We start from the raw sequence: 12,746 nt of genomic DNA on the forward strand, positions 1-12,746 counted from the left end.
AATGCAAGGCTCAGGGCGCCGCTACATTGTCGCTGCAATCATCGTTGCTGCCCTGCAGACCGCCGTTCTTGGCTATGTGATTGAAAGTCGCGCATCGATCCTGCGAAGTGGCGCCGACGCACTCCTAAAAACTGCCCCCGTTGATCCGCGCGACTTTCTCCGGGGCGACTACGTCGTGTTGAACTACGAGATATCCTCGGTCCCGGTCGCGTCGATTATGGGTGGTGTGCCGCAGGATCAGGGCAAGAAGAGCCTTTGGGTGCGGTTGAAGGCTGGTGACGGCGGCTTCTGGGACATTGTCGAATCATCGTTCGAACGTCTGCCGGAGCAGCCGGGCACCGTGGTTCTCCACAGCAGACCTTTCTATAGTTATGGTGCCAATTCCGCCGACCATATCCGCATCGAGTACGGCATCGAACGCTACTACGTTCCGGAAGGCCAGGGCATGGCTTTGGAGAAGGCCCGCCAGGACGGTGACGTCTCTGTTGCCATTCGCGTCGCTACCGATGGGACGCCGCAGATACCAGCCTGCTCGTGGACGGCAAGCCTGCTTACGACGAGCCTCTTTATTGAGCAGAGGCCGAATGGTGTGGAAGCCCGCCACTGCGGGCGAAATCACTGTCATTTGCCCTTCATTTTTCCTTTGCCTCTACCAAATCGGGTGTTATAGAGACGCCGCGCTCCGGAAGGCCTCATGTGCAGGCATATGCATGCGGTTTTTGAGAACGCGGGTATGGTGAAATTGGTAGACACGCCAGATTTAGGTTCTGGTGCCGCAAGGCGTGGGAGTTCAAGTCTCTCTACCCGCACCAAAAGCTGGCTTGCAGGCGGGGGGATCGGAAAACGGTGTCCCTCGATTACCCGGAAGCAAAGCGCCGTTCCGCCAGGGGCGGAATGAATAAGAATTGAGAACAAGCCACGCTCGGCAATTTCCCGGCGTCGTGCTCATCGAAACGAACGGCGTCTGGGCACGGCCGCCACGAAATGAAGGTAGGAAGACATGCAGGTTATCGAAACGCTCGCTGAAGGGCTGAAGCGCGAAATCAAGGTCGTAATCCCGGCCAAGGACATGGAAGTCAAGATGAATGAGCGTCTTGCCGACGTGAAGGACAAGGTCCGCATCAACGGCTTCCGTCCGGGCAAGGTTCCGGCCGCTCACCTCAAGAAGGTTTACGGCAAGTCCATCATGGCCGACCTCGTCAACGAGATTGTCCGCGAGCAGCCGACCGCCATCCTCGCAGAGCGCGGCGAAAAGTCCGCGACGCAGCCGGAAATCGCGATGACGGAAGACAAGGACGAGGCAGAGCAGATCCTCGCCGCTCAGAAGGATTTCGAGTTCACGCTCTCCTACGAGGTTCTGCCGCCGATCGAGCTGAAGTCCAGCAAGGGCATCAAGATCACCCGCGAAGTCGTCGACATCTCGGAAGACGAAGTCAACGAGCAGGTTCTGAAGGTCGCTGAAAGCGCCCGTTCCTACGAGACCAAGAAGGGCAAGGCCGCCAACGGCGACCGCATCACGATGGACTACGTCGGCAAGGTCGACGGCGTTGCCTTCGATGGCGGCACCGACCAGGGCGCAGAACTCGTTCTCGGCTCCGGCCGCTTCATCCCTGGCTTCGAAGACCAGTTGGTCGGCGCCAAGGCTGGTGACGAAAAGACCATCACCGTCACGTTCCCGGCCGACTACCCGGCCAAGAACCTGGCTGGCCAGGAAGCCACCTTCGACGTCACCGTCAAGGACGTTGCTGCTCCGGCCGAGGTTGAAATCAACGACGAGTTGGCGAAGAAGCTCGGTCTTGAATCGGCTGACCGTCTGAAGGAAATCGTCCGCGGTCAGATCGAGTCGCAGTACGGCTCGATGACCCGCCAGAAGGTCAAGCGTCAGATCCTCGACCAGCTCGACGAAATGTACAAGTTCGATACCCCGGCTTCGCTCGTCGATGCCGAGTACAACGGCATCTGGAACCAGGTCGCCAACGATCTCGCCCAGTCCGGCAAGACCTTCGAAGACGAAGACACGACGGAAGAGGAAGCTCGCGAAGAATACAAGAAGCTCGCTGAGCGTCGCGTTCGCCTCGGCCTCGTTCTCTCCGAAATCGGCGAAAAGGCCGGTGTTGAAGTGAGTGAAGACGAAATGCAGCGCGCCATCTACGAGCAGCTGCGTCAGTATCCGGGCCAGGAAAAGCAGATCCTTGACTTTTTCCGCAGCCAGCCGGGTGCGGCCGCCTCGATCCGCGCTCCGATCTTCGAAGAAAAGGTCATCGACCATTTGCTGACCGAGATCGACGTCACGGACAAGAAGGTGACCAAGGAAGAGCTGCTCGCCGACGAAGAGGGCGAAGCTTCTGACAAGGAAGCCAAGAAGGCCGCTCCGAAGAAGAAGGCTGCTGCCAAGGCAGAAGCCACTGAAGGCGAAGAAGCTGCCGCTCCGAAGAAGAAGGCCGCTCCGAAGAAGAAGGCTTCCGAGGACAGCGCCGAGTAATCTTCGGTTTTCCGAATTCATGAAAGCTCCGCCTCGTGCGGGGCTTAATACATTGCGAGGCCGGAACATTGTTATGATGTTACGGCCTCGTTTGTCATTGAGGTGGTTGCGACACCGCGATGACGGTGCGGCGCGACGGGGCTACGTCGAAAGTGGAGTTGTTACACGAATTAGTTGCGGTTTCGATTAAGCGGACGCAGACTGGAGCATTGCAAGAGGGGGATTTGGCAATGTCTTCCAATGATGACCTTAGGGATCTGGTGCGGCGGATCTATCGTGCGCGGGTGGAGGGCGATCTCGAGAGTTTGATGTCTTTCCTTGATGACGATTGCCTATTCCGAGTGGTCGGGAATCAGCATCTGGCGCCTTTGACGGATCCTGTTGTCGGCGCCGCCGCGCTTCGCGTGACGATGCAATACTTGATCGACAATTGGGATATGAGAGGGATCGATTTTGTGTCCATCCATGTCGACGGCGACGTTGCGTTGATTCACCGTATGGGACGCATGCGTTTTGGCGCGACGGAATACGATACCGAGATCATGGACAAAATGACCTTCGAGAACGGCAAGCTGAAGGAATGCGTGGAGTTCATCGACACGCTGCAGGCCGCTGCGCTGCTGGACGTCGTGAAATTACCCACGCGAAACTAAGAGCGCCGGTCCGCCAATGGATCTCAACGCGCCCAACCAAAGAGCACGGGCGCGTCAAACTGCCTTGTGGGCATGGGTTAGTTCGGCGACACGGTGGATGTGCGAGACCGCAGCCCGTCCGCCCGCCGTTTTCGTGAAGAGTTCGAGCGTTTCATCCTCGTGGTCACCGACCGGTGTCAGTGCCTGATCCATGTAGTTCGCCGAGTTCTTGTCACGGGCTATGAAAAAGGCGCTCGTTGCGAGGCCGGCGATGGTGGCGCCCAGCGACAAATGCTTGGTGACGGTTTCCCAGATGAACCGTGGCCAGAAGGTAACGGCGCTTTCCTTGGGAAGATCTGGGCGGCGTTCGGATGGATGCTTGAGACGCAGCAGGCCGCTCTGCAGTGGATGCACGTTCTCCAGAGGTACAGTCGTGGCGAACGACACGAGCATCTTGACGAGGCTGGCGAGCGGCACGCCGGTAGCAACAGCCCGGCGCAGCAGCGTCTTCATATGCTCTGGCGAATAGTAGAGCGACCAGGCCTCCTGGTAGATGCTTTCCCACTCCTGCTTGCTCATCTTCGGATGCGCAGTGCAGACGTGCTCGACGTCGTAGATGTTGAGATCGGCGTCCATCTCGACGCCCTTCTTCCACAATGTCTGATGATCTTCCGAGCCCGGCAGCGGCGTCAGCACGAAGAACTCAATGACGTCGAGGGGAAGCTCATGCTGGATGATCGCGATGTCGCGCCGGATCGTCTCCGGCGTGTCTGCCGGGAAACCAAGAATGTAGCCGGCGAGCGTCATGATGCCTTGGGCTTTCCAGGCGAGCAGCATCTTCCGGTATTCGGTGATCTTGTTCTGGTTCTTCTTGGCCGCCGTCAGATTGTCGGGGTTTACATTCTCAAGCCCGATGAAGACGCGAGTGACGCCGGCGCGCTTGGATTTTTCGATGAAGTTCGGGATCTTGTGGCAGAGCGTGTCGACCTGGATCATCAATCCAAGTGGAATACCGTCCTTTTCCCGGAGTTCGATCAACCGGTCGAAGATCGCTTCCCAATCCCTGTTGCGCGCGAAATTGTCGTCGGTGATGAAGAACTTATGGATGCCTTGCGCCCAATTCATCCGCACTAGTTTTTCGACATCATCAGCCGATCGGAACCGCGACTTGCGCCCCTGCACATTGATGATGGTGCAGAAAGAGCATTGATAGGGGCAACCGCGGCCGGCGTCGAAGCTCGTGCTGAGGCCAAGCGTCTGTGCTACATTGGCTTTCGGCAGGAAGGGCACGGCCGCACCTTCGATACTCGGCAGGTCATTCATGAAATTGTAAAGCGGCTCAAGTTTGCCGCTGGCGGCATCCTGCAGGACGCGGTCCAGGCGGCCTTCGGCCTCGCCGGCAAACATCGAAATACCCATCTCGCGACATGCATCCAAGCCGACTGCCTTGCCGTCGAGCATGGCGAGGCAGCCCGACACGTGAAAGCCTCCCATCGAAACCGGCACGCCGGCCTTGCGGAAGGGGCGCGCAATATCCAGTGCCCGTGGATACTGGTTCGACTGAACGCCGACCAACGCGACCATCCCGAAATTGTCATGTTGCGCAAGTCGCTTGAGCAGTGCCGGGATGTTGACCCGCGTGTTTGTCTCGTCGACGACCGTGATCTCGATCCCGACCTCTGCCCCCAATACCTTACGCTCTGCGCAGTCAGACGCGATTCCATAGATTGCAGCCAAGGAGTTGGACGGGATCATCGCCCGCCACCAGCGGATCACATAGCCATCATCGTCATAGTGCGACGGCTTGATCAGAATCAGTTGGAAATTCCGTTCGGCAGTCTTGGACAGGTCTTGCACGGTCGCTCGCTGGTAAGAGGAATCCCCGAAAATGGACGCTACCAGACGCGGTGGATTATACAAGCAAAGCTTTTACCGGTGCTATCCGACACAAATAAGTCGGGTCGCGCAGATTTTGTTCGATTCGTATATCATTGCTTTCGTTAAGAAAACCGTCAGGAGATCGGCGCTGTCACCGTTTGAGACAACATCAAAGCTCCGACTTGATATCGCCCATCCGGTTCCACGCATCTAGGCCAGCAATCTTATAGGCTTCGGCGAGTGTCGGGTAGTTGAACGTGTTCTCGACGAAATATTCGACGGTGCCTTTGAGGTTCAAAACTGCCTGGCCGATGTGCACCAGCTCGGTCGCCCCTTCACCGACGATATGCACGCCGAGCAGCCGGCGCGTCTTCAAAGAAAAGATCAACTTCAGAAGTCCGGTGTCGAGCCCCATGATGTGTCCGCGCGAGGTCTCCCGGAAACGCGCGATGCCGCACTCGTAGGGAATGCCGCGCTCCTTCATCTCTTCCTCGGTCAGGCCGCAGGTAGAGATCTCCGGCACCGCATAGATGCCGTAGGGGAAGTATTTCGGCGGCTCCTTCGCGACCGCGCCAACGGCAACGCGCGCGGCAATGCGGCCTTGTTCCATCGAGGTGGAGGCAAGGCTCGGAAACCCGACAACGTCGCCAGCAGCGTAGATGTTCGGCACGGATGTCTGGAAGGTTTCCGGGTTGACCTTGAGGCGGCCGCGGTTATCGGCGTCGAGCCCGGCTGCGTCCAGATTGAGCGTGTCGGTCGCGCCCATGCGCCCTGCGGCAAACAGAACCATGTCTGTCACCATGTGGCGGCCATTGTCGAGCTTCAGTTCAACTCTGCCGTTGTCGAGGCGCGTCACTGTGTCGGCCTTGGTGCCGAGCAGGATCTTCATGTTGCGATCACGCAGCTGATAGGTGAAATCTTCGACGATTTCCCGGTCGATGAAATCGAGCATCGTCGGCTTCGGATCGATCACGGTCACTGCGGTATCCAGCGCGCTGAAGATCGTCGCATATTCGATGCCGATGACGCCTGCGCCGATCACGGCCATCGAGCGTGGCAGTTCTTCGATGTCGAGCAATTCGTCGCTGTCGAGTACCGTTTTGCCGTCGAAGGGGATGTAGTCCGGGCGGAACGGCTTGGTGCCGACCGCAAGCAGGATGCTGGCCCCGGTGACCTTGACGACTTCGCCATCGTCCTTGACGACTTCGAGCGTCGACGGGTCGACAAAGCTTGCCTTGCCTCTGATGTGCTGGACGCGGTTTCGGGCGAACTGATGTTCAAGCACCTCGACTTCGTGATCAAGGGTGATCAGCAGGCGGCGCCGAAGGTCATCCGCGCTGATCTCTTCCTTCACGCGATAGGACCGGCCGTAGAAACCACGCTCGCGCCAGCCGGAGAGATTGAGCGCCGTTTCGCGCAGCGTCTTGGAGGGGATGGTACCGGTGTGAACCGAAACGCCGCCGACGCGCTTGCCTTGTTCGATGACCAGAACCTTCTTGCCGAGCTTGGCGGCCTGGATTGCGCCGCGGCGGCCCGCCGGACCGCTACCCACAACAACGAGATCGTACTGGAACATTAAGCTGGCCCCGATTGGAAAGCTGGAATCATTTGTGCGACGCAGTATGTCGCGCGTCCACGGGTAGCAGGTCAATGTTGCAGAATATTTTAAGGGAGAATATCAGGATTCACGGAAGCCAAGCAGGGGTTCCAGCTTCTCGAAGGTGCGGTCCATGGCGAAGGCGCGGCTAATCGGCAGCGCAATATGGCCATAGATGATCGACATTTGCTCCTCCGCGACGTTCTCGTTCGTCTTGCTGATCGCCGCCAGATAGAGGGCCGATGCGAGCCCGGTGCGATCCGAGCCCGAGAGGCAATGGATCAACAGCGGCTTTGGAGCGTCTTTCATGACCTGGATCAATTCCTCCGCGCGTTCTGGAGAAAGCTCCTTGTAAGCAGACATCGGGAAATCGATATGCTCGATTCCAAGCGTCTTCGCTTGCTCGACCTCGCCGTGCCATGCCGAGCTGTTGGTCGGGCCGCGCAGGTTGATGATGGTCTTGATCCCATACCGCTGCGCGAAATCCGCAATAGCTTGCGGGGATGGTTGCGACGAACGGTAGACTTCGCCGGCGACGACCGTGTGGAAGTTGTTCGTGGCTTTCAAATAGAGAGCATAGCTGCCAACGATAAGAAAGAGCGGCGCGAGAAAGCATAGTGCTGCCTTCCTGAAGCGAGGAAATTGGCGAGAAGCAATCGTCGTCGTCATGAAAGTCTCGGAGCAGGATGGTTGCAGCATCGTCGCTTTGCCACCCAAACCTGACGGACACCTGAAGCCGATTTGGCTCCTATATGAGACGCAGCCCCTTGAGGCTCGCGTGACCGTCCTTGCCGATGATGATGTGATCATGAACTGTGATGCCGAGCGGTTTTGCCGTATCGACAATCATCTTTGTCATATCGATATCGGCTTGCGACGGCGTCGGATCGCCCGAGGGGTGGTTGTGCAACACGGGGGAGAATTGGAATTGCGCGCGCTTCTAAACCAAGCGTTGGCATTTGCGGGTCTCGCGGTCGACCGACGGGCGAACTCAAGATTGCCGAAGTCGCACAAACCCTCCCGGAGGCCAGCGCCGGGCCCGCGAACTCCGGGCAGATCTCGAAGGCCGCGGCGTTCATCCCGACGTGCTCAGGTTCTGCCGAGCGGAGCTGCTTGCCGACAACTATTTTCACGCAGTACAGGAGGCGGTAAAGAGCGTTGCGGACAAGATGCGGACGCGAACCGGCCTTATGGACGACGGAGCAGCCTTGGTGGATCGCGCTCTCGGGGGCGAGTTTCCCGTGTTGGCCATCAATCCGCGCAGCACCGTCAGCGACGCAGTGAGCAGAGCGGCTTTGCCAACCTCGTTCGAGGCACATTCGGGATGTTCCGTAATCCGACCGCTCACGACGCTCGAATCCATTGGACTATGTCGAAGGAGGATGCTGAGGACCTCTTGACCATTGTCTCGCTCATTCATCGTCGTCTCGACAAGGCGCACATGCCGCCCCGCGTCTAGGTAAGGCCAAGACAAGTCAAAAAATTAGGTAGAAGGGAAGTCACTATTGGGTTTCATCATGCCGACGACGTGGCGCTTCCGCTCAAATGGCGCAATGCCACTGGCCGCTGTGAACGCCTTCAATTCACTTGTTCGCAGGATCTCCGGTCAGTCGGACTCGTCATGTTCAATTTTTGAAACCCAAGACAAAGTTCAGTAGTGGTTATTAGCAGCAGATGACTGGCGCGACTATGCTGAGCCGCGCCAGAGAGATGTCGTCGAAGCCGGTTGGATCGACGGATTATTTCGGAGCCCAACTCGTCAGCGCCCCAAAGAACGCTTCCGTCTCGACGTAGGGGTGTCGTCGCCCGGTGGGAAATAGCTAAGCTTGACCATGACGGTTTGCGTGTCAGGGTCTACGTAGACGTATTGTCCTTGCAGACCTACGGCTTTGTAGGCCTCCGATCCCTCGCGAGTCCAGAATTGAAAGCCGTATCCGCCGTCGACGCCCGCTTCGGAACCCAAGGGCGTGCGCGCCGTTCTGATCCACTCAGCGTCAACAACCCGACGCCCTTCAACAGTCCCTTCATTCAGCAGCATTTGTCCGAACCGGGCCCAGTCGCGCAATGTCGCGTTGAAACCGGCGCCACTGAATTCACGGCCAACTCCGGGCTTTCCGTCCATGATGTAGAAGCCATCCGCCTCAGCGCCCATTGGCTCCCACAGTTTTCCGGTGGTATAGGCTGCAACGGTTCCGCCGGTGACGCGCTCGATCAGCCAACCAAGAATGGCAGTGTCAATGGTTTTATAGGCGAATACCTTCCCCGGCTTGGCGGCAGTGGCAATATCGAGCCCAGCATCGGCAAATCGCGCCACGTTTTTAACAAGCGCATTGATGTGGTTGCTGGCGGCGATGCCCGGATTCGCAAAGTCGTAGCGCTTCTCATAATCCACGCCCGACCGCATTTCCAAAATCTGTCGAATCGTCACATCGCGATATCCGCCATTTTTCAATTCCGGCAGGTATTTTACGATGGGATCATCGATGGATTCGATGGATCGATCGGCCACCGCGGCTCCAACCAGTATGGAAGTGATGGATTTCGTCATGGACCAGCCCATGAAGCGAGTACTTGCATCGCTATTATTGCGATAGATTTCCGTGACGATCTTGCCGTTTTTCATCACCAGAAATGCGTTGGTATAATTGCGTTCTAGAAAATCTTCGGCGTTGAAAGTCCGCCCGTTGAATTCATAGGAGAAATCCATCCTATGATCCTCACGCGGGAGGATCCATGCAGTGCCGGAATGAGGCACGGTGCGAATGCTGAAAAGTTCGTCCATATTGCGGAAAGCAAACGCGTTGACGTCGCCGTCATTCATATGCCAGCGCATTATCTGCGTCGCGATCGGAACGTCTGAAGGTTTACCTTTCGCAATTTCGTCGGGCAGTGCCTGCTGCGCCCCGGCCGTATTGATGTTCAGCATGACGACAGTCATGGCGGCACCCAGCTTGATCAATTTCTTCATTTTTCCTCCCATTTGTCTGTTGCGTCGAGCGCGAACGCATGCCCGCCCGACTGTCCCTTCGAAATCGCGGACGCTGGCCAATTACGCTCTCCATGGATCGGCATTCGAGCAGATGAATCGATGTGCTGATAATCCGCTATCCAGCATAGCGGGTTGGTTGCCTATATAGCCATTTCAACGTGGAAAATGGCGAGTGAGAAAGCCGGGCGCGCCTGGGCGCCCGGCTTTCTCAGGAAATCGACGTCGCGCGCTTGCGGCGAGTCAGAAACCAGGTCGCAATGCCGCCAAGCACAGCGATTGGCAAGATACCCGTCAGCACTTCGGAGGCACTCTGACCCGCGGCAACCAGTGCTCCGGCAAGCAGCGGTCCTGCCACCGAGCCGAAACGACCCACCGCCACGGCAAGGCCGACCCCCTGACCGCGCACCTCTGCCGGATAGCACTGCGGGGCGATGCCGTAGAGCACTGCTTGCACCGAGATGATTGCGGCACCCTGTATCGCCCCCACCACGAGCGTCACGAAGATATTTGCGGGCGCCACGGCCAATAGCGCAAGCGCTACGACGAGTCCGCCAAAGGAACCGGCAACCCAGAATGAGCGGTTTCGCGCATCGAGGGCCACGCCCCCTAGGAGACTGCCAGCAGCTCCTGCCAGATTGAAGGCAAGTTGGACCATCCCCGCCTCGGCACGCCCGAAGCCGCGCGAGACCATAAGCGCCGGAAGCCAGTTGAGCAGCAGATAAAGCACCAGCAGCGAAAAGAAGAAACCAGCCCAAAGCAATAGCGTCGGCGCAAGGTTACCGCTGCCAAGAACCGTACCGATCCCTGTCACATCGCGCCCCTTGGGTGCCACGCGCAGTTCGGGCAGGGTCATGACCAGGGGCACGATCATCAGGGGAAGCAGACCGCCGATCACAAACAGCACCCGCCAACCATCGCCCAGACCGGCGATGGAGATCAGGCTGACCGCGGCACCACCCAGGGGAATGCCCGCATACATCAGCGCGACGGCGCGGCCACGGCGCTCCGGTGCCGCTGCCTCCGATGCGATGGCCACGAGATTCGGGAGAGCCCCGCCCAGCCCCACGCCAGTCATGAACCGCATCACCAGAAGGGTCTCGTAATTTCCCGCCAACGCCGTTCCGATGGCAAACAATCCAAACACGGCAAGCGAGATTGCAAGTCCTGCCCGCCGCCCATGCCTGTCTGAAAGCCATCCGCCCGCCAATGCGCCGAAGATCAGCCCGAAAGTTGCTGACGAGAAAAACATCCCCATCTGGGCAGGCGAAAGACCGAGCGCCGGGCCGAGGCGCGGCGCCGCAATGCCGGCAACCTGGATATCGAAACCTTCAACAAGGGCTGCGGCGAAGCATATGAGTATGGCCCGGCTACTGCCGGCACCTGATGTTGAAATTCCCATTGATCCTCCAAAATCAAAATAGTGAGTGGAAGGCGCGTCTCCTCCTGCGACTTCCGTTCGAGCAAGATGTCGTCAGGGCATGCGTTATGTCAAGAAAAAACGCTATGTCATATAGCGATATAAAATAGCAATCTTGCTGTTGTCCATGCAGCGGCGTGTAATCCTGCCACCCGGACAGTCGCTCATTGCTCATCATTCACGATTTCGACCGTAAGCCCGGCATGGTCCGATATGCGCCGGGTCGGCATCGGCGGCAGAATTCGGCGCCCTGCCGACAGAGCGGGCAGGGTGCCGAGCGTCGCCAGCAGTCGGCGTTTCGTTCACGCCGTGAGGAATTCGTCGCGCAGAATGTGTTTCATGACTTTGCCAGAGGCGGTGCGCGGCAAGGCATCGACGGTTACGAAGGTTTTCGGGATCTTGTAGCGAGCGAGGGAGGTTTCGCAATGCTGGGCCAGTTCGTTCTCCGCAATCGACTTACCGGGCACAAGCACCACGAAGGCACGGCCAACCTCGCCCCAGCGCGAGTCGGGCACGCCGATAACAGCGACCTCGCGTATGGCTGGATGGGAGGCCATCACGGATTCGATTTCAACCGGATAGACGTTCTCGCCACCCGAGATGAACATGTCCTTTCGCCGGTCTACGATAGTGATGTAGCCGTCAATATCTGCGCGGCCGACATCGCCCGTGCGCAACCAACCATCGGCACCGAGCGCGCTGTCCTCCCGGTTCCAGTAACCCCTGATCACGTTCGGCCCGTGCACAAGGACCTCGCCTTCGGCCCCGTGGGGCACCTCCCGCCCATCTTCGTCCACTAACCTTACGCGAGTAAGAGGGCCTGGCAGGCCGACCGCCCCGGCCTTTTCGCGCACGATCCGGGCCGAGAGAGGCATTCCCAGGATCGTGCCGCATTCGGTCATGCCGTAGCCATCGACCATTGCCACGCCGCGGTCCAACCACCAGTGGATATGAGCGGCCGGATTCGGCGCGCCGCCGGTGAACAGGGCTTTCAGCGCCCATCGATCTGGCGCAAAATTCCGTGCGTGGCGTAGCCCCTCGGCCATTTGAGGCACACAGAAGTAATGTGTGACACGCAGCTCCGGATCGGCCAACCGCGTATTGGTCAGTTCAGGATCGAATCCGGCTGAGATCATGCATGTCCCGCCGCGCAGAAGCGCGGGCCAGATCTGTGTCACCAAGCCTATGACGTGGAAAATCGGCGTGTCGCAAAGGAAGACGCTGTTGCTGTCCACTTCGCCGAGCACACCGAAATTGACAGCGGTGGCCAGAAGGCAGCTCGCACTCAGCATCGCGCCCTTGGGACTTCCGGACGTGCCGGAAGTATAGAGGATCGTGCAGGTCTCAGACTGCGAACGAGGCGTGCAACGGTCACCCGGAACGGCCAGTTCAACAGCTTCAGCAAAACCCGCCATGTCACGATACAATTCCTTCGGGGCGCAATCGGCCAGAAGGATATCGATCTCGGGCTCTGAAAGCCTCCAGTTCAGCGGAACAAAAATGCCGCCCATGCGGATTAGCGCTTGCTGCATCACGACCTGCCAGCCCGAATTACGAGCCAATACAGCCACGCGGTCGCCTTCCGTCACTCCCTTGGCCCGCAGCACCGCTACGGCACGCTCAATGTCAGCATCCAACGCCGTGTAGGTCCATTTCTTGCCCGTAGCGAGGTCGAGACAGGCAAGAGCATCGGGCCGGAGGCGCGCGTGAAGCGCCACCGGATCGGGGGTTGTAAAGTCCAGCATCACATC

8 protein-coding genes, 1 tRNA gene and 3 pseudogenes are annotated in these 12,746 nt (G+C 58.5%); 5 read left to right on the forward strand and 7 right to left on the reverse strand.

Annotated features, from left to right (window positions below; translation table 11 throughout):
• The first annotated feature begins 1 nt into the window (after nt 1).
• From WGT02_RS10680 to WGT02_RS10695, 4 genes and pseudogenes are all read left to right on the forward strand, one after another.
• Nucleotides 2-573: pseudogene (locus WGT02_RS10680) on the forward strand (GDYXXLXY domain-containing protein).
• A gap of 154 nt (nt 574-727) precedes the next feature.
• A tRNA-Leu gene (locus WGT02_RS10685) sits at nt 728-812 on the forward strand.
• A 188-nt stretch (nt 813-1,000) separates the two neighbouring features.
• On the forward strand, nt 1,001-2,482 hold the full coding sequence (gene tig / locus WGT02_RS10690; protein ID WP_024313980.1) for a trigger factor: 1,482 nt from the start codon (nt 1,001-1,003) through the stop codon (nt 2,480-2,482).
• A gap of 119 nt (nt 2,483-2,601) precedes the next feature.
• On the forward strand, nt 2,602-3,135 hold the full coding sequence (locus tag WGT02_RS10695; protein ID WP_225039641.1) for a nuclear transport factor 2 family protein: 534 nt from the start codon (nt 2,602-2,604) through the stop codon (nt 3,133-3,135).
• 54 nt (nt 3,136-3,189) lie between these two features.
• Here WGT02_RS10695 and WGT02_RS10700 read toward each other — a convergent pair whose 3' ends face one another.
• The 4 genes and pseudogenes from WGT02_RS10700 to WGT02_RS10715 form a co-directional block, all read right to left on the reverse strand.
• Nucleotides 3,190-4,971: a radical SAM protein gene (locus tag WGT02_RS10700; protein WP_024313982.1), complete on the reverse strand. Its 1,782-nt coding sequence runs from the start codon at nt 4,969-4,971 to the stop codon at nt 3,190-3,192.
• 190 nt (nt 4,972-5,161) lie between these two features.
• Nucleotides 5,162-6,568, reverse strand: coding sequence for a Si-specific NAD(P)(+) transhydrogenase (gene sthA, locus WGT02_RS10705; RefSeq protein ID WP_024313983.1), 1,407 nt, complete (start codon nt 6,566-6,568; stop codon nt 5,162-5,164).
• A gap of 102 nt (nt 6,569-6,670) precedes the next feature.
• Nucleotides 6,671-7,258, reverse strand: a complete 588-nt coding sequence (locus tag WGT02_RS10710; RefSeq protein ID WP_051166643.1) for a tyrosine-protein phosphatase — start codon at nt 7,256-7,258, stop codon at nt 6,671-6,673.
• Nucleotides 7,259-7,337: 79 nt separating this feature from the next.
• A pseudogene (locus WGT02_RS10715) lies at nt 7,338-7,502 on the reverse strand (JAB domain-containing protein); the annotation flags it as partial.
• A 172-nt stretch (nt 7,503-7,674) separates the two neighbouring features.
• On the opposite strand from WGT02_RS10715, the pseudogene WGT02_RS10720 reads away from it, so the two are divergent.
• Nucleotides 7,675-8,048, forward strand: a pseudogene (locus WGT02_RS10720) (TIGR02391 family protein).
• 300 nt (nt 8,049-8,348) lie between these two features.
• Here the strand turns inward: WGT02_RS10720 and WGT02_RS10725 are convergent.
• The 3 genes from WGT02_RS10725 to WGT02_RS10735 form a co-directional block, all read right to left on the reverse strand.
• On the reverse strand, nt 8,349-9,557 hold the full coding sequence (locus WGT02_RS10725) for a serine hydrolase (RefSeq protein ID WP_208248057.1): 1,209 nt from the start codon (nt 9,555-9,557) through the stop codon (nt 8,349-8,351).
• Nucleotides 9,558-9,786: 229 nt separating this feature from the next.
• Nucleotides 9,787-10,977 carry a 3-(3-hydroxy-phenyl)propionate transporter MhpT gene (mhpT, locus tag WGT02_RS10730; protein WP_208248055.1) on the reverse strand — a complete coding sequence of 397 codons (1,191 nt, stop codon included), beginning with the start codon at nt 10,975-10,977 and terminating at the stop codon, nt 9,787-9,789.
• Between the two features lie 320 nt (nt 10,978-11,297).
• Nucleotides 11,298-12,740 (reverse strand): AMP-binding protein, encoded by a 1,443-nt coding sequence (locus WGT02_RS10735; RefSeq protein ID WP_208250449.1) that lies wholly within the window; start codon nt 12,738-12,740, stop codon nt 11,298-11,300.
• Between the last annotated feature and the right edge of the window lie 6 nt (nt 12,741-12,746).

It is taken from the genome of Rhizobium sp. T1470 (assembly GCF_042140505.1).
Lineage (GTDB): Bacteria > Pseudomonadota > Alphaproteobacteria > Rhizobiales > Rhizobiaceae > Rhizobium > Rhizobium favelukesii.